At 41.1% G+C, this 23180-nt stretch carries 24 protein-coding genes; 15 read left to right on the plus strand and 9 right to left on the minus strand.

Features of this window, described 5'->3' with window-relative positions; all coding sequences use genetic code 11:
* From MED217_RS08015 to MED217_RS08070, 12 genes are all read left to right on the plus strand, one after another.
* Positions 1-324: dihydrodipicolinate synthase family protein (locus MED217_RS08015; protein WP_040532672.1), on the plus strand; the 324-nt coding region annotated here is incomplete at its 5' end.
* A 51-nt stretch (positions 325-375) separates the two neighbouring features.
* Positions 376-1167, plus strand: coding sequence for an outer membrane protein assembly factor BamD (locus MED217_RS08020; RefSeq protein ID WP_040533365.1), 792 nt, complete (start codon positions 376-378; stop codon positions 1165-1167).
* An 18-nt stretch (positions 1168-1185) separates the two neighbouring features.
* The gene (locus MED217_RS08025) at positions 1186-1509 is read left to right on the plus strand and encodes a DNA-directed RNA polymerase subunit omega (protein ID WP_009780002.1); all 324 of its coding nucleotides are present in this window, start codon (positions 1186-1188) and stop codon (positions 1507-1509) included.
* A 2-nt stretch (positions 1510-1511) separates the two neighbouring features.
* Complete coding sequence (gene coaBC / locus MED217_RS08030; RefSeq protein WP_009780003.1) at positions 1512-2723, plus strand: bifunctional phosphopantothenoylcysteine decarboxylase/phosphopantothenate--cysteine ligase CoaBC; 1212 nt, start codon at positions 1512-1514, stop codon at positions 2721-2723.
* Positions 2716-3600, plus strand: a complete 885-nt coding sequence (gene porD, locus MED217_RS08035) for a type IX secretion system protein PorD (RefSeq protein WP_009780004.1) — start codon at positions 2716-2718, stop codon at positions 3598-3600. The genes coaBC and porD overlap by 8 nt, the downstream gene beginning before the upstream one ends.
* 109 nt (positions 3601-3709) lie before the next feature.
* Positions 3710-5365, plus strand: coding sequence for a DNA repair protein RecN (gene recN / locus MED217_RS08040; RefSeq protein ID WP_009780005.1), 1656 nt, complete (start codon positions 3710-3712; stop codon positions 5363-5365).
* A 36-nt stretch (positions 5366-5401) separates the two neighbouring features.
* Entirely contained in the window at positions 5402-6226 is an 825-nt protein-coding gene (locus MED217_RS08045; protein WP_009780006.1) for an enoyl-ACP reductase FabI, read from the plus strand.
* Between the two features lie 109 nt (positions 6227-6335).
* Positions 6336-7334, plus strand: a complete 999-nt coding sequence (locus MED217_RS08050; RefSeq protein WP_009780007.1) for a glycosyltransferase family 2 protein — start codon at positions 6336-6338, stop codon at positions 7332-7334.
* A 19-nt stretch (positions 7335-7353) separates the two neighbouring features.
* The gene (locus MED217_RS08055) at positions 7354-8298 is read left to right on the plus strand and encodes a CdaR family protein (RefSeq protein WP_009780008.1); all 945 of its coding nucleotides are present in this window, start codon (positions 7354-7356) and stop codon (positions 8296-8298) included.
* The gene (gene coaE, locus MED217_RS08060) at positions 8295-8888 is read left to right on the plus strand and encodes a dephospho-CoA kinase (RefSeq protein WP_009780009.1); all 594 of its coding nucleotides are present in this window, start codon (positions 8295-8297) and stop codon (positions 8886-8888) included. The genes MED217_RS08055 and coaE overlap by 4 nt, the downstream gene beginning before the upstream one ends.
* A gap of 65 nt (positions 8889-8953) precedes the next feature.
* Positions 8954-10525, plus strand: coding sequence for a sensor histidine kinase (locus MED217_RS08065; protein WP_040532674.1), 1572 nt, complete (start codon positions 8954-8956; stop codon positions 10523-10525).
* Between the two features lie 4 nt (positions 10526-10529).
* Complete coding sequence (locus MED217_RS08070; RefSeq protein WP_009780011.1) at positions 10530-11246, plus strand: response regulator transcription factor; 717 nt, start codon at positions 10530-10532, stop codon at positions 11244-11246.
* A 129-nt stretch (positions 11247-11375) separates the two neighbouring features.
* Here the strand turns inward: MED217_RS08070 and miaA are convergent, their stop codons facing one another.
* From miaA to MED217_RS08115, 9 genes are all read right to left on the minus strand, one after another.
* Positions 11376-12323: a tRNA (adenosine(37)-N6)-dimethylallyltransferase MiaA gene (gene miaA / locus MED217_RS08075; RefSeq protein ID WP_009780012.1), complete on the minus strand. Its 948-nt coding sequence runs from the start codon at positions 12321-12323 to the stop codon at positions 11376-11378.
* Positions 12316-13161 carry an ion transporter gene (locus MED217_RS08080; RefSeq protein WP_009780013.1) on the minus strand — a complete coding sequence of 282 codons (846 nt, stop codon included), beginning with the start codon at positions 13159-13161 and terminating at the stop codon, positions 12316-12318. Before MED217_RS08080 ends, miaA begins: the two co-directional genes overlap by 8 nt.
* A gap of 13 nt (positions 13162-13174) precedes the next feature.
* Entirely contained in the window at positions 13175-14551 is a 1377-nt protein-coding gene (locus MED217_RS08085; RefSeq protein ID WP_009780014.1) for an exonuclease domain-containing protein, read from the minus strand.
* Positions 14552-14583: 32 nt separating this feature from the next.
* Positions 14584-15243, minus strand: a complete 660-nt coding sequence (locus MED217_RS08090; protein WP_009780015.1) for a YggS family pyridoxal phosphate-dependent enzyme — start codon at positions 15241-15243, stop codon at positions 14584-14586.
* Between the two features lie 57 nt (positions 15244-15300).
* Positions 15301-16533, minus strand: a complete 1233-nt coding sequence (locus MED217_RS08095; RefSeq protein ID WP_009780016.1) for a DUF1015 domain-containing protein — start codon at positions 16531-16533, stop codon at positions 15301-15303.
* A 39-nt stretch (positions 16534-16572) separates the two neighbouring features.
* Positions 16573-17043, minus strand: a complete 471-nt coding sequence (locus tag MED217_RS08100; protein ID WP_009780017.1) for a hypothetical protein — start codon at positions 17041-17043, stop codon at positions 16573-16575.
* A gap of 3 nt (positions 17044-17046) precedes the next feature.
* Entirely contained in the window at positions 17047-17934 is an 888-nt protein-coding gene (locus tag MED217_RS08105) for a 3-hydroxyacyl-CoA dehydrogenase family protein (RefSeq protein ID WP_009780018.1), read from the minus strand.
* Between the two features lie 195 nt (positions 17935-18129).
* The gene (locus MED217_RS08110; protein ID WP_009780019.1) at positions 18130-18426 is read right to left on the minus strand and encodes a putative quinol monooxygenase; all 297 of its coding nucleotides are present in this window, start codon (positions 18424-18426) and stop codon (positions 18130-18132) included.
* Positions 18427-18443: 17 nt separating this feature from the next.
* Entirely contained in the window at positions 18444-19274 is an 831-nt protein-coding gene (locus tag MED217_RS08115; RefSeq protein WP_009780020.1) for an SAM hydrolase/SAM-dependent halogenase family protein, read from the minus strand.
* Positions 19275-19384: 110 nt separating this feature from the next.
* Between MED217_RS08115 and MED217_RS08120 the strand changes: the two genes are divergently transcribed.
* From MED217_RS08120 to MED217_RS08130, 3 genes are all read left to right on the plus strand, one after another.
* Positions 19385-20338, plus strand: coding sequence for a PhoH family protein (locus tag MED217_RS08120; protein ID WP_009780021.1), 954 nt, complete (start codon positions 19385-19387; stop codon positions 20336-20338).
* Positions 20339-20354: 16 nt separating this feature from the next.
* Positions 20355-21308 (plus strand): phosphoribosylaminoimidazolesuccinocarboxamide synthase, encoded by a 954-nt coding sequence (locus MED217_RS08125; RefSeq protein ID WP_009780022.1) that lies wholly within the window; start codon positions 20355-20357, stop codon positions 21306-21308.
* A 412-nt stretch (positions 21309-21720) separates the two neighbouring features.
* The gene (locus MED217_RS08130) at positions 21721-23094 is read left to right on the plus strand and encodes an alanine/glycine:cation symporter family protein (protein ID WP_009780023.1); all 1374 of its coding nucleotides are present in this window, start codon (positions 21721-21723) and stop codon (positions 23092-23094) included.
* The last annotated feature ends 86 nt before the right edge of the window (positions 23095-23180 follow it).

A 23180-nucleotide genomic window follows, 5' to 3' on the forward strand; every position in this document is an offset into this window, starting at 1 on the left:
ATTTCTGGTGATGATGTTTTGGCTTTACCTACAGTGACTGCCGGGGGAGATGGGGTGATTTCAGTTTTGGCGCAAGGTGTTCCGGCTATTTTTTCATTGATGATCAAAGAGGGATTGCACGAGAATTATACCGAAGCCTATAAAAAACATTATACCTTAATGCCTGCTGCCGATTTGATTTTTGCTGAAGGAAACCCTGCAGGAATCAAGGCTTTACTTGCTCAAAAACACATTTGCAAAGAGGTGCTTAGGCTTCCGCTGGTGGCTGCATCCTCCACTTTGCAAGAAAATATTGCAACATACTTGAGCGAGACTGGTCTTTAAGTTTTGTAATCCCTAGAAAAACCTTATTTTTGCCCGATGTTTTTAAGCTTAATGAAGAAAACTTTAGTAATACTATTAACCGTAATCTCACTAGCATCTTGCAGTGAATATCAAGAAGCCCTAAAATCTGAGGATATGGGCTTAAAGTATTCTTTTGCAGATTCTTTGTATGATGCCGGAAAATACCGCAAGTCTGTAAAATTATGGGAACAAATCGTTCCTGCCTACCGTGGTAAGCCACAGGCAGAACGTATTATGTATCTTTATGCAGATTCTCACTATCAGGTTGAAGATTATTATTTAGCGGGTTATCAATTTGACCGTTTTGTCTCTGCTTATCCTGACTCAGATAAAGCAGAAGAAGCACAGTACAAGGCTGCTGTGAGTTATGCTGAACTATCACCTAATTATCAGCTTGATCAGTCTGAAACTGAAAAAGGATTGGACTACTTACAACAATTCATTACCGCATATCCTGAGTCTGAATACGCTGCCGATGCAAGTGAGCGTATTAAAGAGTTGAGTATAAAACTTCAGAAAAAATCATATATGGTCGCAAAAGGATGGCATAAGATTATGGACTATCCGGTGGCTATTTCGGCATTTGATGACTTTTTATCAGATTACCCGGGCTCTCCTTTTCGCGAAGCTGCGTTTTTTTATAAGTTAGATTCGCAGTATCAATATGGCTCAAAAAGTATTTATGTGCTTGTGAAGCCGCGATTAGAAGAAGCCATTGAAATGTATGAGACTTTGATCCGTTACTTCCCAGAAGGAGAGTATCGTGCTCAGGCCGATGAGATTAAAGCAGATATTGATCAAATTTTAGAAAATTATTCCTAATTAAATAAAGTGAATATTATGGATGTTAAAAATCTAGATGCACCTGTAAATACAGTAACGCATAACCGCAGTGAGATTGATGCTCCTACCGGAAACATCTACGAAGCGATTTCTATCATCGCTAAGCGTGCAACACAGATAAATACAGAAATTAAAAGAGAGCTTTTAGAGAAACTAGACGAGTTTGCTACTTACAGCGACAGTCTTGAAGAAATCTTTGAAAACAAAGAGCAGATAGAAGTTTCTAAATTCTACGAGCGCTTGCCTAAGCCACACGCAATGGCTGTTCAAGAATGGCTTGAAGATAAAATTTACTTCCGCGATACGACTGCAACAGAGTAGTCATGTCTATACTAAGCGGTAAAAAAGTATTGCTTGGAGTAACCGCCGGAATAGCTGCTTATAAAGCGGCTTTTTTGGTTAGGGGCTTTATCAAGGCAGGAGCAGAGGTTCGTGTTATTATGACGCCTGATGCCAAGGATTTTGTTACTCCGTTAACGCTTTCTACGCTTTCAAAAAATGAAGTGCTTTCTACGTTTACTCAAGAAGAAAACGAGAATGCTGTTTGGAATAACCACGTAGAACTCGGCCTTTGGGCCGATTTCTTGGTTATAGCTCCGGCTACGGCCAATACACTTGCTAAAATGGCTTCCGGTACTTCAGATAACTTATTATTAGCAACCTACTTATCGGCAAAGTGCCCCGTGTATTTTGCTCCGGCGATGGATTTGGATATGTATAAACATCCAAGCACCCATCAATCTTTTGAAAAACTCATTTCTTACGGAAATATCATGATTCCGGCCACAAGTGGCGAACTCGCTAGCGGTCTTGAGGGAAAAGGAAGAATGGCAGAACCTGAAGCTATTGTCTCTTTTGTAGAAGATGACATTTTAAACAAACTTCCGCTTAAAGGAAAGAAGGTATTGATTACTGCCGGTCCAACTTATGAAGCTATTGATCCCGTGCGATTCATAGGAAATCATAGCAGCGGGAAGATGGGGTACGCGATTGCAGAAGCGGCAGCAGGCTTAGGAGCCTCTGTGATTTTGATTTCAGGACCTACGCATCTTCAGTTGAAACACAATTTAATCGAAGTTATTCGCGTTACTTCAGCAGCACAAATGCTGGATGCTGTCCAGGCTAATTTTGACAAGGTCGATATTGCTATTGCAGCAGCAGCTGTTGCTGATTATAGACCGGCACAAGTTGCAAACCAAAAGATCAAGAAAAAAGAAGCTTCGATGTCAATCGCTTTGGAGCCAACGACAGATATTTTGGCACATATGGGTAAAACTAAAGGGAAACAATTTTTAGTAGGCTTTGCTCTGGAGACCGAAAATGAAGTTGCTAACGCTAAAGGCAAATTGGAGCGAAAACACCTTGATTTAATAGTACTCAATTCTTTAAATGATCAAGGAGCTGGCTTTAAAACCGAAACAAATAAAGTAACTTTCATTTCGAAGTCTGGTGCTGTTGTTCCACAGGAATTGAAGCCTAAAGATGAAGTCGCTAAAGATTTATTGCACATGATTCAAAACTTGATGTATGCTTAGATTGCTTGTTGCTCTTTTATTTTTGAGTTTTCCTATTCAGGCGCAAGAGCTGAATTGTTCGGTAATCATTAACGCTGAGCAAACCGGTCAAAGCAATCTTCAGGTTTTTAGAACTTTGAAAACCGAACTTACCGAGTTTATGAACAATACCACTTGGACTGATCTCAATGTGAAGCAGCAAGAAAAAATTGATTGCAGTCTGGTGATCATTGTTTCAAATATCGATTCAGATTATTTTACGGCTTCGGTTCAAGTGCAATCTTCCAGACCGGTGTTCAATACCACGTACAACACGCCTATTTTCAATTTTAATGATAAACAATTCAATTTTAGATATACAGAATTTCAGCCTTTAAACTACAATCCAAATAGTTTTGATTCTAATTTGATCTCAGTGCTTGCGTTCTATGCATATACTATTATTGGGCTGGATGCGGCTTCGTATGAATTGAATGGGGGAGAACCTTATTTTCAAGAAGCATTGCGTATTGTAAATACGGCGCAGCAACAGGTGACCGAAGGTTGGTCTCCGCAAAGCGGAACGCAAACCCGATTCAGACTAAACAACGATTTGCTCTCGCCCAACTTTAGAACCTTTTCTGATATCATGTACGCTTATCACAGAAACGGATTGGATTATATGGCAGACAATCCGCGGGAAGCAAAACAAGGTGTTGCTGCAACTTTAGAATTGTTTAACCAGCTCTATGCAAGCAGACCTAACAACTTTTTGACGCGGGTGTTTTTTGATACCAAAGCAGAGGAGATTGCAAATATGTTCTCTGGTGGCCCACAGGTTAACGTGAGCAGTCTTGTTTCTGTATTGAATAAAGTGGCGCCAACTAAGTCTTCTTTCTGGCAGCAAATCAAATTATAAGACGGCATTAAAATCTTTGAAAGTGCCGCTAAACTCTGTTATATTTGTGCTTAAGCTAACAACCCATTTTACTTGGGTATTTTCTTTCAATTTTTAAAGTATTCGCTAGTTGCTAACCAATCTACAGATTAAAAACTACGCTTTAATAGAAGCGGTTAACCTTGATTTTAAAGACGGTTTTACTGTGATCACCGGTGAAACCGGTGCCGGTAAATCGATTCTCTTGGGAGCATTGGGCTTGATTTTAGGCAAGCGTGCCGATTTGAGCAGCATTGGCAATCCTGAAGAAAAATGTGTCATCGAAGCTACTTTTGACGTAAATGCGTATGCACTTAAATCTCTTTTTGAAGAAGAAGATCTGGATTATGAAGCGCAAACTATTGTGCGTAGAGAGATTTTAGCAAGCGGAAAAAGTAGAGCTTTTGTAAATGACACGCCCGTAACCTTAAGTCAACTTTCTGCTTTAGGAGCGCGTCTGGTAGATATTCATAGTCAGCATCAAACCTTAGAGGTTACCGACGTAGATTTTCAGTTTCAGGTTTTAGATGCTTTTGCAGATAATCAAAGTCTGCTTTCAGATTATAAAGGAATTTATACCGATTTCCGCAAGAAAGAGGCACAGCTTAAAAAGCTTCAGAAACAAAAAGAGGAAGCGCAAAAAGAAGAAGAATATAAAAGCTTTTTGTTAGAAGAATTGCTTGCTGCAAACTTAAAAGCAGGCGAACAAGAACACCTAGAAAAAGCTCACGATGCACTTAATAATGTTGAGCAGATCACCGAAGGTCTTGCTGAAGCTTATCAGGTTTTAGGTAGAGAAGAAGTGGGCGTCAACGAAATGCTACTTACCGCAAAACTGCGCTTGTCAAAACTTTCAGGTTTTAGTCCGCAACTTAAAGAATTGAGCGATCGGCTTGAAGCGGTGAGTATTGAACTTGACGATGTAGCAGAAGCTATAAATGATTTAGCTTCAGAAACTGAAGGAGACCCTGAAGAACTCACGCGTTTAGAGCAAAGATTAAAATTGCTTTTTGATCTTCAGAAAAAGCACAATGTAGACAGTGTAGAAGCACTCATCGAGATACGCGATTCATTAGATGATGAAGTACAGTCTTTAAATAATCTAGATGCTTCCATTCATAATTTAGAGCGTGAGATCGCCGAGGCTAAACTCGATCTTGAGGAGCGCGCAAAAGTACTTACGCAAAACCGAACAAAAGCAATAACTCCATTAACCAAAAAGCTTGAAGAGATCTTAACCGATCTTGGGATACCTAACGCACGTTTTGAGGTGAGCCTTACCGATAGTACTTCATTCTTAGAAAATGGTAAAGACCAACTTCTCTTTTTATTCACTGCCAATAAAGGTATGCGAGCACAGGAGTTGAAAAAGGCAGCTTCCGGTGGTGAACTTTCCCGAATAATGCTTGCGATCAAAGCAGTTCTAAGTGCTTATGCACAATTACCCACATTGATCTTTGATGAGATCGATACGGGGGTGAGCGGCGAGATCGCACTTAAAATGGGGAATATTATGAAGGCAATGGGGACCCGTATGCAGTTGATAAGCATCACGCATTTACCTCAGATTGCAGGTAAGGGTGCGCAACACTTTAAAGTGTATAAAGAAGATATTGCACAAAAAACTACCACCGGAATTCGCGTACTTACTAAAGAAGAGCGCATTGCTGAGTTGGCAGAAATGTTAGGAGGGAAGGCTTCGTCTGAAGCAGCTTTTGACCATGCAAGGCAACTTCTCAATGAATAAAACAGTATATTTGACTACTTAAATTAAACCACTATTATGTCCTATAATTTATTAAAAGGAAAACGAGGAATCATCTTTGGCGCCTTGGATGAAAATTCAATTGCTTGGAAAACTGCAGAACGTGTTCACGAAGAAGGAGGAACCTTTGTTTTGACTAACGCGCCGATCGCGATGCGTATGGGAAGTATTAATAAACTTGCTGAAAAAACAGGTTCAAAAATTATTCCTGCTGATGCAACTTCAGTTGAAGATCTAGAAAAACTGGTTGCCGGAGCTGTTGAAGAATTAGGAGGGAAAATTGATTTTGTTTTGCACAGTATCGGGATGTCGATCAACGTGCGTAAAGGGCGTCACTACACCGATCAAAAATATGACTGGACACAAAAAGGAACAGATGTAAGCGCGATGTCTTTTCATAAAACCATGCAAGTATTGTATAAGCAAGATGCTATGAATGAGTGGGGAAGTATCGTAGCCTTGACCTATATGGCTGCGCAACGTGTTTTTCCTGACTACAATGATATGGCAGATAACAAAGCCTATTTAGAAAGTATTGCACGTAGTTTTGGTTACTTCTTTGGTAGAGATAAGAAAGTACGTGTAAACACCATTTCTCAATCACCAACACCTACGACTGCCGGTCAAGGCGTTAAAGGATTTGACGGATTTATCGCTTATGCAGATAAAATGAGTCCGTTAGGAAATGCAACAGCTCAGGATTGTGCAGATTATACCGTAAGCTTATTTTCAGATTTGACGAAGAAAGTAACGCTACAGAACTTATTTCACGATGGAGGCTTTAGCAATATGGGCGTGAGTGATGCTGTTATGGAAGCTTTTGTAGAAAAAGAAGAAGAGTAAATAGTTTAAGCGTATTTAAAATAGAATGTCCGACAGTCTAATGACTTTCGGACATTTTTTATAATCGAAATTTTAAATTTACAGCAGTTTCCTACTGAAGACGATCTCAATGAATTTGCATTTTTCAATCGTGGTTCCCGTATACAATAGGCCTCAGGAAGTTTTAGAACTTCTGGAGAGTTTACGCGCGCAGTGCTATGAGCAACCTTATGAAATTGTGATTGTTGAAGATGGTTCTACAGAAACTTCAGAGGAAGTGATGAAGGCTTTTACAGATTTAAATATTTCGTACTACTTCAAAGAAAATTCCGGCCCCGGTGCTTCCAGAAACTATGGGATGCAACGTGCCAAAGGCAATTACTATCTCATTTTAGATAGCGACTGTGTACTTCCGGAAGACTACCTGAGCTCTGTAGAAAATGCACTTACAGCAAGGTATACCGATTTTTTTGGAGGTCCAGATGCGGCGCATGAAGATTTTACGACCTTGCAAAAAGCGATCAATTATGCCATGACCTCTTTTTTAACCACCGGCGGAATAAGAGGTCGTAAAAAGACGTCTACCAATTTTGAACCACGTAGTTTTAATATGGGGATTTCAAAAGAAGCCTTTGAAGCCTCAAAAGGTTTTGGAAATATTCATCCGGGAGAAGATCCTGATTTAAGCATTCGACTGTGGCAAATGGGATATACTTCCCAATTAATTCCTGAAGCTTATGTCTTTCATAAACGGCGTATTTCCTGGTCCAAGTTTTATATGCAGGTAAAAAAGTTTGGTGCCGTACGGCCTATTCTTACTCGTTGGCATCCGCAAACGGCACGTTTGACCTTTTGGTTTCCAAGTTTCTTTACATTAGGATTGGTTGTGGTCGCAGTGAGTGCGCTTTTTGGTTTTTTCTTGCCGAGCTATTTTCTTTTTGTGTATTTGGGAACTATAGCACTCGATTCAAGCTTTCAAAATAAAAGTCTGATAATTGGTCTTTTGAGTGTATGGGCAGTACTGGTTCAGTTCGTTGGGTATGGTGTAGCTTTTATCAAATCAAAACTGATGATAGGTTGGTTTAAAAAGGACCCGCGTTTACAGTATCCTCACTTATTTTTTAAGTAATTTAGCGTAAAGAGTTGCTATGGCTAATCCTAAAAATCGCGGTAAAAATTCAAACCTGAGGGTTTTTCTAACCATATTACTGGTGGTTGCTGCAATTTCTGTGATGATCAAGCTTAACCGAAACTTTAATTTTTCAGTCACGGTCCCGCTCACTTTTGAAAACTTAGGAGATGACCAGATTTTAAAGTCAGCTTCTACCAATCAGGTTAAGGTAAAGGGAAAAGCAAGCGGTTATGATTACTTCAAATACCGATTCTTCTCTCAAAAATTCCCAATCGATCTCTCACAACTTCAGCAGAAAAATGGCAAAGCATACTATGTTTTTAATGCAGAAGAAGATGCTTTAGAAGGAAGTTTGACGGGAAGTGATATCACCTCATTTCAGCCCGATACGGTCTTTTTTGATCTGGATAAAAATTTTGAGAAACGGGTTCCTGTGATCCCGGAATATGCTATCAGTTTTGCTGCCGGTTATGGGAGTTTAGAAGGTTTTAAAGTCGACCCTGACACCATTACGTTAAGAGGTCCGCAATCTGAATTAGATACCATTACCCGAGTGTATACCGAAGCGATCAGTTTTGAAAACGTGCGAAATTCTGTCTCAGACAGTCTTCAGCTTAGCTTTAACGCAGCTATACCTATGGTTGAAATTAGACCTGATAAAGTATTGTACTCGTTATCGGTAGATAAATTTACAGAGGGCAGTGTGTCGGTTCCTTTACAGTTGATCAACGTGCCTTCAAATGTTACAGCAAAGGTGTTTCCGAAGCGTATTAATGTTATTTTCAATGTGAATCTGAGCAATTACGAGTTGGTTAAATCTTCAGACTTTAAGGTCGTAGTTGATTTTGATCAAGTCGAAAGCCTGTCAACTTCCTTGACACCTGAAGTCAAAGAAGCTCCGTCTTATGTAAGAGACATCAGGCTTAGTGAGAGCACCGTGCAATACCTTTTAGTAAAATGAAAATCGTAGGTATCACAGGTGGAATAGGTAGTGGTAAGAGCACCATTGCCGCATATTTCAATTCAGAATTTGATATTCCGGTATATTATGCAGATGCAGAGGCAAAAGCTTTAATGAATACCGAATCCCTAAAGAAAGCCATTACCGCTCTTTTAGGGGAGGAGGCTTACCAAGAGGGGCAACTAGACCGCAAGTATGTCGCAAGTAAGGTTTTTAATGATGATCAATTATTAGAACAACTAAATGGTATTGTTCATCCGGCAGTTGCAACCCATTTTAAGTCTTGGTGCAAAGCGCAAAATGCGCCTTATGTTTTAAAAGAAGCCGCTATACTTTTTGAAAATGGAACGGCCGATGCTCTTGATGCGATCATTTTAATAACAGCACCTAAACAGTTGCGAATTGATCGTGTTTTAAAACGCGATCAGACCACTCCGGAGGACATTGAAAAGCGCATAAATAAACAATGGGATGATGCGAAAAAAATCCCGTTAGCCGACTTTGTGATTGAGAATATAGATCTTGAAAACAGTAAAAAAAAGGCAGGAGAAATACATCTTCAACTCTTGCGAGACCGCGTAAACACATAGCTTATTCTTGTTAACATTTGGTTAAACCAGCAAAGTGCTAAATGTTAAAATCATACATTTGGGCTATGAATAAAAATCTATTTGTACTCCTTGTCGTGCTGATGAGCTTGTCTCTGATAGGCATCATATTTGTGCAGGGCTATTGGATTTCAAATAGTATCGAAGCGAAGCGTGGGCAGTTTGCTTTTAGCGCAAAACAGGTATTAAAAGAAGTCGCTTACGATATTCAAATGAAAGAAGTAAATACCTGGTACAACCCGGTATTGCGCATGCGTGATAGTCTTGGCGTTCCTGACGATGTGAGTTTATACGATTTGATCTATAAACAAGAAGATACACTTTCTAATGAATCGTATATTTTTAGAAACAGCATTGTGGAGCAGGATTATAAATTGAGTGCTCCGGTTCTGGATTATGAAGTAGATAGCATAAAATTTAAGCGCTATTTACAACGCCAATATACCCAGATCATTGATAAGAATGATTTAGATCGATCTGAAGTAGACCGTACTACGGTTCTCACCAGAATGTCTGATCTAAGTGAGATCGAGCGTTATAATATAGAGCAAGCTGTAATGTATATTACACGCAAGATCCCTATACATAAACGTGTTGACGAAGAAGACTTGTCGCGGTTACTTACGATGGAACTCGCAGAGCGCGATATGGAAACCAATTTTGAATATGCGATCTACAGCAACAATCTGGTGACCAGTGTACGTTCTAAGGATTTTGATCTAGAATCACCGGATCAGAATTTCAGCGTGCCCTTATTTACAGATGCAGAAGGAAACAGCGATTACCAGTTGGTCGCAAACTTTCCGGGGGAGAAAAAATTTGTTGTTTCTTCAGTAATAGGAATGGGAGGCTTAAGTATTTTGTTTACGTTGATCATTGTGATCGCGTATAGTAGTGCATTGCAGCAACTCGTAAAGCAGCGTCAGATTTCAGAAATCAAGACCGATTTCATAAACAATATGACGCACGAGTTTAAAACACCTATTGCAACGATAAACCTTGCTTTAGATGCAATTAAAAATCCCAAGATCAGTAGTAATCCGGAGGCGTTAACGCGCTATATGGGAATGATCAGGGAAGAAAATAAGCGCATGCACGCTCAGGTAGAAAATGTACTGCGTATTTCTAAACTGGAGAAGAACGAGCTTGATATTAAGAAAGAGCGTCTGAGTTTACACGATATTATCGAGGATGCGATTACCCATATTGAGCTGATCGTAGAAGACCGTCAGGGATATATCAACACGCATTTGGGAGCGGTTAAAACTTCGGTATTGGCTAATGAATCCCATTTTACCAACGTGTTGGTTAATATTTTAGACAATGCGGTGAAGTATTCTTCTGACACGCCTAAAATTGATGTGTATACAGAGAACCTAAAGAATTTTATTTTGGTTAAGATCCGGGATCAAGGAGATGGAATGACTAAACAGGTTCAAAAGAAAATATTTGACAAGTTTTTTCGCGAGCATACCGGCGATATACATAACGTAAAAGGACACGGTTTAGGTCTCGCGTATGCAAAACGAATTGTAGAAGACCATGCAGGTCAAATCTGGGTACAAAGCGACAAGGGTCGGGGAAGTACCTTCATAATTAAATTACCACTAATATCTTAAACATATGGAAACTGAAAACAAAAAAATCTTACTCGTAGAAGACGATCCAAACTTCGGAACTGTCCTCAAGGACTACCTTTCAATGAATGATTATGATGTAACTCATGCTAAGAATGGAATGGAAGGTTTTGAGAAGTTTAAAAAAGACGACTTTGATCTTTGTATTCTAGATGTGATGATGCCTTATAAAGACGGATTTACATTGGCTAAAGAAATACGCGAGAAAAACGAGGATGTGCCTATTATCTTCTTAACCGCAAAAGCGATGAAAGAAGATGTCTTAAAGGGATATAAAGTAGGAGCAGATGATTACCTAAATAAACCTTTTGACAGTGAGGTGTTGCTTATGAAAATTAAAGCAATCATGTTACGTAAGGCTACCGATTCAGTTGCAGATAGTAAGCAATTTGAATTCCAGATCGGTAATTTCTTTCTGAATTCTAAACTGCGCTTTTTAACTTATAAAGATGAAGAGCCTAACAAACTTTCTCCTAAAGAAAACGAATTATTACGTCTGTTAGCGTTGCACGAGAATGACTTGATGCCTCGTGAGTTAGCACTTACAAAAATATGGCGAGATGATAACTATTTCACTTCTCGTAGTATGGATGTTTACATCGCTAAATTGCGTAAATATTTAAAACGTGATGATACTGTAGAAATACTGAATATTCACGGTGAAGGTTTCCGTCTTGTAGTAAAGACTGAAGAAGAAAAATAAATAGTGGTAAAAAAAGTGCCTCTTTATTGAGGCACTTTTTCTTTTACTAAATCCGCTAAAAGTTTTAATATTCTGAAGCCTGACTCGAAATTAAAAAGTGTTTCTAGTCAATATTTAAGGATTTAACTTTCAGTTATTAATCACTTTTACAATTTCTTCAAACGGTGTATCGTATTCAAACCAGACGATAGACTCATCTTTACGATACCAGGTCAATTGGCGTTTTGCAAACCTTCTGGTATTCTTCTTTATCTCTTCAATTGCGGTTTCAAGATCAAAATCTTCAGCAAAATAGCTGAACAATTCCCGGTATCCCACCGTCTGTAACGCATTCAACTCTTTTTTAGGATATAAGGCTTCAGCTTCTGCTATCAAGCCCTTTTTAATCATGAGATCAACCCTTCTATTGATGCGATCATAAATAAGTTGGCGATCAGCTTGCAAACCAATTTTTAAGGTTTGAAAAGGGCGCTTTATCGTATTCTTAGCTAAAAAGGAGGAGTAGGGTTTACCGGTTCCTATACAAATCTCAAGTGCGCGAACGAGGCGTTGCTTGTTATGCAGATCGATCTTTTCATAATGTTCAGGATCTAATGTTTGTAGCTGTCGCTGTAAAGCTTCAATACCATCTGCTTCTAGCTGCGCAAGCAACGAAGTACGAATTTCCGGATCTACATCTGGAAATTTATCCAATCCATTGATGACTGCATCTACATACAGTCCAGATCCGCCAACCATAATCACAACATCGTGCTTTTTAAAAAGTTGCTCTAGCTTTTGAATCGCTTCCTGCTCAAAAAGCCCCACATTATACTCTTCTTCAATTGAAATATGCTGAATAAAATGATGGGTTGCGGCAGCAAGTTCTTCTTCATCAGGAACAGCGGTACCAATAGTCATTTCCTTAAAGAACTGACGCGAATCTGCCGATAGGATTTCGGTATTGAAATAATTGGCCAGTTTGATTCCCAAGGCGGTTTTACCTATGGCCGTTGGGCCTACCACAGCGATAAGCAGTTTATTGGCACCGCTAGAGGGATTAATACTCTGGGACTTGCCCTGAGGTAGTTTACTCATAATGAAGACTATTTCCGCAGTTGTGACAATACTTAGCGTGGTCTTGATGTTTTTTTGCACCGCAATTATGACAAACTTGGGTATTAAGGTGCAGTTTATTGGGCTCTGGTTCGGGTTGTCCCCCTTTGGCCATTTCTGCACTTACGATTCCTGTAGGAACCGCAATGATTCCATACCCCATTACCATAATTACGGTTGCGATAAATTGACCCAGCGCTGTTACCGGAGCAATATCTCCAAAACCAACTGTGGTTAGGGTTACGATACACCAATAGACACTCACAGGAATACTTTTAAAACCGTGTTCGGGACCTTCTACAATATACATAAGGGTTCCTGCAATCACAGATAAAATCATTACCGCAAAGAGGAATACCAGAATTTTAGGTCTGCTGTCCTTAAGGGCTTTTGCCAGTTTATTTCCTTCCCCAATGTAGCGCGTTACTTTAAGTATTCTAAAAACCCGTAGCAAACGCAAAGCACGAATGGTAAGCAAGGCGTTGGTTCCCACGATAAAAAACGATAAATATAAAGGGATGGTCGAGATGAGATCGATCAACCCATAAAAACTAAAAATATAAGAAGAAGGCTTTTTTATGGAAATCACCCTTAAAATATATTCAACAGTAAAAAAGATGGTGATGATCCATTCTCCTAAATAAAAATAGTCACCATATTCTGCCTGAAGTGGTGCTACACTTTCAAGCATAACCAGCACTATACTCAGGAAGATGAGAATAAGCAAAACCACATCAAAGGATTTTCCGGCAGGAGTATCTGCTTCATAGATTACTTCGTGAAGTTTTGTTTTCCAGGTATGTTTTTGAGGTTGTGTCAACAGACTTTCTAAATTATTTTTCTAATTCGGCCAATTCTAGGGTTTTGATGACTTTGCGTGTGCGTAAGTAACTTTGTATTAAATGCCGAGCATCACGATTGTCGTGCATCGGGGTGATAATACGTTCTAAGATCTCTAAGTTATTGATCTGAAAATTCAAATTATAAAATCCGTAGCCTTTAAACTGTCCTTCTTCAATCAAGATCACACTGCGCTCGTCTACACTGCGACCACGATCAATGATCAAAAAGTTTTTATTTTCAAAACTATGTTTACTTATAAACTGCTGCACCCGCTCATTATATTGTTCTGGTGCTTCTTCCCCTACACAAGCGCCTTCACACTCCTTAATCGTATAATTGAAACAATTTCCATTGGTTTGATGCAGACCCATTTTGCTTTGACACAGATTATATTCTGCAAGCATTTTCTCTAGATATTGTTTAGCAGAATGACTCGTTGCAAACGTAGTAATGCTTTCTGTATTAGGATTTGCCTTTTCTAATTTTAGATTGATGTAACCGGCATCGTCTATAAATTGCACCATTTGCGTTTTGAACTTCGTTCTCCGCAAGGCTCTGTTATGACGGGGCTTGATGCCTTTGATCTCTTCATTTTCCTTGAGCAAAGCCACAAGTTCGCTACCGGTTTCGTCATAACTTACCGTTTCAACATCTTCCTGAATTTTTTTTGCTTTACGATGGTCACTTGTAAAATGCTGATTGACGCGTTTTTTGATGTTTTTACTTTTGCCAATATAGATCACAGTTCCGTTTGCGTTGTGCATATAATATACGCCGGTCGTACTGGGCAAATCTGCAATAATATCCCGCAGTTTGGTGTCTATTTGTTTACGTGGATTAAGCTTAACCGCTTCCTGAATAATCGTTTTCTTAGAGTCCTTGGCAAGCAATAATTTAAAGAGTTTAACCGTAGCTAAGGCATCACCATTAGCACGATGCCGATCGGTAATCGGGATCCCTAAGTTTCTTACCAGCTTTCCTAAACTGTAACTTTCTTGACCGGGGAGTAACTCTTGAGCGAGTTCTACGGTGCACAAACTTTTGCGCTGATAGTCGTAGCCTAGACGATCAAATTCTAATTGAAGTATTCGGTAATCAAATTGAGCATTATGAGCAACAATGATACAGTCTTGTGTGATCTCAATAATACGCTTGGCGACCTCATAAAACTTAGGGGCATTGCGCAACATCGCATTATTAATACCTGTAAGTCCTACCACAAAGGCCTGTATAGGCCGCTCAGGATTTACCAGACTGATGAATTGATCTACTACTTTATGTCCGTCAAATTTGTAGATAGCAACCTCGGTAACTCCCTCTTCATTATATTTTCCTCCGGTAGTTTCTAGATCGAGAATTGCATACATAGGCGGTGTAGCTCTAGTTTTATAATTAGTATTTAGTTGTAATTGCGGGCACCAAAGATCGCACTTCCCACACGTACCATAGTACTGCCGTATTCCAGGGCAAGTTTATAATCACCACTCATTCCCATAGAAAGCACGCTAAACGCATACTGCTCCTTAAAAGTATTGTAAATTTTCTCAAGTTGGGCAAATTCGCGCTTAATCTGTGTTTCATCGTCAACAAAAGAAGCCATTCCCATGAGTCCCACAATATTTACATTAGGATAATTGGCGGCTTTATTTTCTTCTAGAAAAGTTTTAGCCTCTTCCGGCGGCATCCCAAACTTACTGTCTTCTTCGGCGATTTTTACCTGAAGCAATACATCGATCACACGCTCATTTTTCTTCGCTTCTTTATTGATCTCTTTAAAGAGTTTGAGACGGTCTGCACTGTGAATCAAGCTTACATAAGGCGCCATATATTTGACCTTGTTGGTCTGTACGTGACCTATCATATGCCATTGAATATCTTTAGGAAGCGCTTTCCACTTATCGGTCATTTCCTGTATTTTGTTTTCACCAAAAATACGCTGACCGGCATCGTAAGCTTCTTGTAGATCTTCGTTAGGTTTGGTTTTAGAAACCGCTACGAGAGTGACGTCCTCCGGTAATTCAGATTTGAATTGTTTTAAGTTCTGCGTTATATCAGCCATAGATTACTGTGCTTTCACAATGACGTAAAGTTACGTATTTGTTATGGGCTATGCTAACTACATAAACTCATAAATCGTAACCCCGCTGCGCAGTTTGGGTTGAATAAAGGTAGACTTTGGAGGCATTGTCAAACCTTCGTCAGAGATGTCTTTAATTTGTTGAACCGTAGCCGGAAACAAACCAAATGCCACAGCATACGTACCGCGATCTACTTTCTCTTTTGCACCTAGCATATCGTTTTTACCCTTACCATAAGCCAAACGTGCATCTTGTCGCGGATTCTGAATCTTTAAAAGCGGTTTGAGTACCAGGTCATATAAGATCTGCGCATCCAGACCTTCGAGTGCATTTTTGAAATTGCGGTACTGTTTGCGCAATTCTAAAGTGTAAAAGTCCCCTTCGAGATACATACTGAAGTGATGCACTTTTGAAGGCTGAATATATTCCTCTCCGCGGTTTTCAATTTTAAATATAGAATCTAACTTGATCAGGAACCTATCTTTATCCATACCGCAAAGATCTGTGATCATCCTGCTGAAGGAATGTATGCGCAAATGCGACTCCGGAATAATGTAGGTCATAAAATACTTATGCGCCTCGCCCGGAGTTTCAGCGGCATCCAAATCATCTGAAAGCAGTGCAGACGAACTCGACCTGTGATGTCCGTCGGCGATATACAGCTCGGGCATATCGGCATAGATGGCCTTTATCTTTTCAACCAGGCGTTCTTCGGTTACCGGCCATAAATAATGGGTGTCACGATAGGTGGTGGTAAATTCGTACTCCGCTCGAGCACGCATCACTTCTTCAAAAATCGCATTCAGAGGTACAAAGTCTGGATGGGTGAGCAACACGGCTTCAGCATTAAAACCAGTCGTCTTTAAATAGTCTTTAAAGACCTCTTCCCGGGCTTGTATGGTATTTTCGTGGCGCTTGATATAATTGTTCTTATAGTCAGCAACACTTGCAGCACCTATGATCCCTGTAAAAGTTTCGTTGTCGCGGTTTACAATTTTATACACGTAAAACGCCGGAAGCGCTTCTTCAATAAAAACACCTTCTTCTTTAAACTCTAAATAACGGTTGCGCACCAGTTGAAAGCGCTCTTGCCCGCTCAATTCTTTGTGGTATTTGTACCCGGGATTTACAATATGTAAAAAGGAATATGGGTTATTGTCTAAACGGGCTTTACGCTCTGCTTTGGTATAGGTGTCATACGAGCGCGAAGCGATTAAACTCACTTTGTCGCGGGTAGGCCGTACGGCTCTGAAAGGAATGATCTTTGGCATTAAAACGTATTTTGCTGAAAGGCTTCAGCCCAAAGTTCCTTATAATTTTAATAAATATGCAACTTCAGCTTTTAAAGAATAAGGTTCTTGACCGAAGAAGAGCAATTTATCCCGCATAGCGTTCTTCACTTCGTCATAATTGCGCATATGAAAGTTACTGCAGCAGGCTACGCGTTTTCCATTCTGAATTAAATGCAGGTACTTTTTAGAATAATAGTCCATTTCAGTAAAGCCATCCACTTCGTTTAGATCAAACTTTTCCCTGCGACCAATCCCATAATACCTGCGTCTTTCGATTTGTGCTTCTGAAAGTAGGATCACATCTGCACGTTTTCTAAATTCGGTAAGCAAAAAATAGAGGCAGAAAAGAAAGCAACCCGTCATTCCAAACAAACTGAAGCCATCCAGAACTTCAAATTGCTCCGTGAGTACCAATATACAGATCGCCATTAAAAAGATAAAGGCTGCAAAACAAAATACGCCCAGCCAGGCGATTTTAGATTTAACCACAGGTTATTGAAATTGAGCGGATACCGTTTCTGCTTTTTTGCTTTCACTGTAATCGTAAAATCCTTCGCCTGATTTGATACCGAGTTTTCCGGCACGAACCATATTTACAAGTAGCGGACACGGTGCATATTTCGGATTCTTAAAGCCGTCATACATTACCTCAAGAATAGATAAACATACGTCCAGACCAATAAAATCGGCTAACTGTAAAGGCCCCATAGGATGTGCCATTCCTAATTTCATCACCGTATCGATCTCCTGCACACCGGCAACACCATTGTATAAAGTTTCAATCGCTTCGTTAAGCATGGGCATCAAAATACGGTTGGCTACAAAGCCCGGATAATCATTCACAGGAACCGGAGTTTTACCCAGTTGCTCGGCAAGTTTGGTTACCGTCGCTAAGGTTTCTTTAGAGGTACTGTACCCGCTGATGATCTCCACGAGTTTCATCACCGGCACCGGATTCATAAAATGCATCCCGATCACTTGTTCTGCGCGTTGAGTAGCGGCAGCGATCTGAGTTATTGAAATAGAAGAGGTGTTACTCGCCAGTATGGTGTTGGGCTTGCAAAAGTTGTCTAGCTTTTCAAAGATATCGAGTTTGATCGCTAACTTTTCACTGGCTGCTTCCACCACAAGGTCGGCAGTACTCACGCCTTCTTTTAGATCGGTAAGGAGGGCGATGTTTAAGAGGGTATCGTTTTTTTGAGCTTCGGTAAGTACTTCTTTAGCAACCTGACGGTCGAGGTTTTTAGTTACGGTAGCGATTCCCTTTTTTAAAGCTGCATCAGATACATCGATCAGGTTTACTTTAAATCCGTTTTGAGCAAAAGTATGTGCGATGCCGTTCCCCATGGTTCCTGCACCAATTACTGCGATAGTTTTCATTGAGTGTATTTTTAGAATACCCAAATGAATTGCGGTATTCTCTGTTTTGTATTGATTTAATTCGTGTTATTGGCGCCGCCAAAGGGTTTAGTACTCCGAGGCTTGCCTCGAAATTGAAAATTCGTTTTCAACCCATGCCTCATTGGCTTGCCCTGAGATAGTTTACTTGTGTTATCTCGGAAAATAAATCCGTGATTAGGGTAAACTTACGAATTTTTCAACGCTCCACGCTTCGGGTTTAGCGTTAAAAAGCGGTTTGGTCTTGGCCCAGGTCGTTTTAAAAAGGGCGCTGTGGCGGTAGGCTTCTAAAGCCTGTGCATCTTCCCAATAACTGTGCGTAAAAAAGATATTAGAAGCTTCGGTTCCCTGTAATAATTCTAAAAACTCACAACCTTCTACCGCTCTGATCTTTTCCTTTACGCCATCAAATAGCGCTATAAATTCTGCTATATGCTCAGGATGAAATTCCATTTTCACAAAACGTACCAGCATCGTGTTCGGTTTATAAATTATTCAAAAGTGATACTTACCGCATCGCGATAATCGAGACCAAATAGGGTAGAGGCACTTCCCACCGTCGAAGGATTGCTTTTGTAGATCGCGAGTTCGAGATAGCCCGAAGAATTGAACAGGGCGATCTTCTTACCGTCTTCTTCCCGTTTGTGTTTTTCTACCTCAAAATTGATGGCATCGCTGTACCGCTGATAGATCTTTTTAAAGCTTGCTTGTCGCGCCTGAATGGTAAAGTTGCGACCTTTACGTACATCTTCAAAGAGGCGTCTGGTGATGTTAGTGATCACATTACCATAATTATCTACGTAGATCACATTGCCTTTGATGCCTTTTTGATCGTTTTGAACCACCGGCATAATCCCGGTGATCTCTTTGATCTCCTTGATGGGTTTACCAATCACACCTAATGTTCCACCACGGGCGATATGACAAGCCACCTGTACAAAGACATCCAGCTCTGTAAAATTGGTTTTGATCCGGTCGTGAATATTGATCTCGACCACTTCCTCAGGTACGATGGTACGTGTGATCATAGACATGATGCCGTTGTTGGCACAAATAAAATACTGTCCTTCGAGTTTTACCGCAATGTGTTTGTTCTCGGGGTTCTGCTCTGAGTCGATCCCAATGATGTGTATCGTTCCGTCAGGAAAGTTTTTATATGCATTTTGAATGATGTATGCAGCTTCGGTAATGTGAAAGGGCGAGACATTGTGCGAGATATCAACAATCTTTGCATCAGCCATTTCACTATAAATGGCCCCTTTAACCGCGCCGGCAAAATGGTCTTTTAAGCCGAAATCTGTGGTTAAGGTGAGTATTGGCATAGGTGGTTTTGTTGATATTTTTAGGGAGGATAGTTACTAAATTTGGTTACATTTGTTAGAGCACAAAACTAAAGATAATTAACTAGTTTTTTTATAAAATTCTTCCGCTTTTGAACGAACTTATCATCGAACTTTCAGAGATCACACCAAGGGAATTCTTTGGTCAAAACAATGTGAACATAGAACTTCTTAAGAAGTACTTTCCCAAACTTAAATTGGTCGCCCGGGGCAATCATATTAAGGCCTACGGAGATGAAGATCTGCTGGAAGAGTTTGATAAACGCATCACCATGCTGCTCGAGCATTTTGCCAAATACAACAAGCTTGATGAGAATATGATCGAGCGTGTGCTTACCAGTGACAGCCGCGAAGATTATGAGACCTCCCCCCAAAGTGGAGAGATTCTCGTACACGGCGTTGGCGGAAAGCTCATCAAAGCACAAACGGCCAACCAGCGCAAACTGGTTGATATGGCGCGCAAGAACGATATGGTCTTTGCCATAGGTCCTGCGGGAACCGGTAAAACCTATACCGGAGTTGCCCTTGCTGTAAAAGCCTTAAAGGAAAAACAAGTAAAACGCATCATTCTTACGCGTCCTGCGGTAGAAGCAGGCGAGAACCTGGGCTTTTTACCCGGAGACCTGAAGGAAAAATTAGATCCGTATATGCAGCCGTTGTACGATGCGTTGCGTGATATGATTCCGCACGAGAAGTTGGAAAGCTTTATCGAGAAAGGCGTGATCCAGATCGCCCCTATGGCGTTTATGCGCGGGCGTACTTTAGACAATGCCTTTGTGATCCTTGATGAAGCGCAAAACACCACTCACGCACAGATGAAGATGTTTTTAACCCGTATGGGGAAACACGCCAAATTCCTGATCACCGGTGACCCGGGGCAGATCGATCTTCCGCGTCGCGTGATCAGCGGACTCAAAGAAGCGCTCTTAGTGCTTAAAGATGTAGATGGCGTAGGAATGATCTATTTGGACGATAAAGATGTGATACGTCACCGTCTCGTGAAGAAAGTGATCGCAGCCTATAAAGCCATAGAAAACAGAGATTAAATCTAGAATACATACCATGTCAAATAAAACCATAACGGATACCAATTATACTTTTCCGGGACAGACTCATGTTTATAAAGGTAAAGTGCGCGAAGTGTACAGCCTTGACAACGACCTACTCGTAATGATCGCAACAGACCGCCTGAGCGCGTTTGACGTAGTGATGCCTAAGGGAATCCCTTACAAGGGACAGATCCTCAATCAGATCGCAACTAAAATGATGCGCGATACCGAAGACCTTGTGCCCAACTGGCTGGCAGCGACGCCAGATCCTAATGTGGCGGTAGGGAAGAAGTGCGACCCTTTTAAAGTGGAGATGGTGATTCGTGGCTATATGAGCGGGCACGCGGCGCGCGAATATAAAGCCGGAAAGCGTATGCTGTGCGGGGTACCGCTACCGGAAGGAATGAAAGAGAACGATAAGTTTCCGCAGCCTATTATCACTCCGGCGACTAAAGCCGAAATGGGTGATCACGATGAGGATATTTCTAAAGAAGATATTTTGAAACGCGGAATTGTCTCTGCGGAAGACTATGCGGTATTAGAAGATTATACCCGGAAGCTTTTTCAGCGTGGGTCAGAGATCGCTGCCGAGCGCGGACTCATTCTTGTAGATACCAAATATGAGTTTGGTAAAACGGCTGATGGGGAGATCGTACTTATCGACGAGATACATACGCCAGATTCGTCACGCTACTTTTATGCAGACGGTTATGCCGAGCGTCAGGAAAAAGGGGAGGCGCAAAAGCAATTGTCTAAAGAGTTTGTGCGCCAATGGCTCATAAGCAACGGTTTTCAGGGCTTAGAAGGACAAACCTTACCGGAGATGACTGATGCATACATCGAGACCGTTTCTGAGCGTTATATCGAGTTGTATGAGAATATTACCGGGGAGCCTTTTGTAAAGGCAGACCTTTCGGATATTGACAAGCGTATTGAAACCAATGTGTTGAACTACCTGAACGCATAAGCTTGAGAGCCATCTAAACAGTTACAAACCGAAAAGACGTATCACTCTTTTCGGTTTTTTTTGGCGCCGCCAATGGGAATAATAGCCCCAAGCTTGCCTCGAACTTAGAATTTGTTTTTAACGCGTTCCTCAAGGTTTTGCCGTGAGGTAGCTTGTTGGCGCCGCCAAAGGGAATTAATGGCTAAGGCTTGCCTTGAAATTTAAAGATTATTTTCAACGAATTCCTTGAAGTTTTAGCCCGAGGTAGTTCATTGGTTTTACCAATGGAAATAAAGACTATCGCTTGCCTCGAAACTAGAATTTGTTTTTAACGCGTTCCTCAAGGTTTTACCGTGAGTTAGCTTGTTGGCGCCGCCAAAGGAGAATTATTGGCTAAGGCTTACTTCCGTTTAAATAATTAACTTACACCCGTATGGATGTTTTAAATCATTGGATTGCTGAAGCTGCCTCGTTTGTATGGGGTTTACCACTGCTGTTTTTATTAATAGGCGGCGGACTGTGTCTGCTGATTTATTCACGGTTTTTGCCCTTCAAATACTTTGGCCACGCCATTCAGGTGTTGCGTGGGAAATATGATAATCCTGATGATCCCGGGGAGATCAGTCACTTTCAGGCTTTAATGACGGCTTTGTCCAGTACCGTGGGGATGGGCAATATTGCCGGTGTTGCTGTAGCCATTGCTGTAGGTGGTCCCGGTGCGGTGTTTTGGATGTGGATCAGTGCCTTGGTGGGGATGAGTACCAAATTCTTTACCTGTACCTTAGCGGTTCTGTTCCGTGGAAAAGACGACTCCGGAACGCTTCAAGGCGGCCCTATGTATTTTATTACTGAAGGTCTGGGCAAAGCCTGGAAACCGCTGGCGGTGTTTTTCAGTATCGCCGGACTCGTGGGTGCCTTGCCGGTTTTTAATGTAAACCAACTCACCCAAGCCGTCAATGATATTTTACTGGTGCCTAACGGAATTGAAAAGGGTTTCACTACCGATCTGGGCATCGGCATCGTATTGGCAGTCATTACCGGGATCGTTATCCTGGGCGGACTCAACCGCATTAGTAAAACGGCGAGTAAACTGGTGCCTGCGATGGTTATGCTGTATTTTATTGCGGTGCTCGCTATTTTAATTCTAAACGCAGCAGAAGTACCACGCTATCTACAATTGATCTTTACCGATGCGTTTGCAGCCAACAATTACACCGGTGACCCTATGTTTGGTGGTGTGTTGGGTGCGCTGATCGTTTTGGGTATACGGCGGGGTGCGTTTTCTAATGAAGCGGGTATTGGTACCGCACCTATGGCACACGGAGCCGCAAAGACCGAAGAACCCATTCGTGAAGGCCTTGTGGCCATGTTGGGGCCCTTTATAGATACGGTGATCGTGTGTACCCTTACAGCTTTGTGTATTCTGGTGACCGGCGTTTGGCAAACTACCGAAGCCAGCGGTGTTACGCTTACCGCAAAGGCCTTTAGCGACAGCATTCCCGGGTATGGCCCTTATGTACTTTTGGTATGTATCGCGGTGTTCAGTATCAGCTCGTTGTTTAGCTATTCGTATTACGGTACCAAATGTCTGGCGTTTCTCTTTGGAACACGCCAAAAACACTGGTACAATTACTTTTATATCGCCAGTATTTTAATTGGTGCAACCACCTCTTTAGAGCTTATGATCAACCTGATCGATACCTTCTTTGCCTTGATGGCGATCCCAACGATGTTTGCCACGCTTATACTCGCACCCAAAGTTATGCAGCGGGCACGACAGTATTTTACCAGTTTGAACAAAACGTAGTAGAGGTACGCGATGCAATCGCGCAGTAGCCTTGATTGAGCAAGGTTTAAAAGAGGTACGCGATGCAATCGCGCACTAACAATTGA

The organism is Leeuwenhoekiella blandensis MED217, assembly GCF_000152985.1.
Taxonomy (GTDB): domain Bacteria; phylum Bacteroidota; class Bacteroidia; order Flavobacteriales; family Flavobacteriaceae; genus Leeuwenhoekiella; species Leeuwenhoekiella blandensis.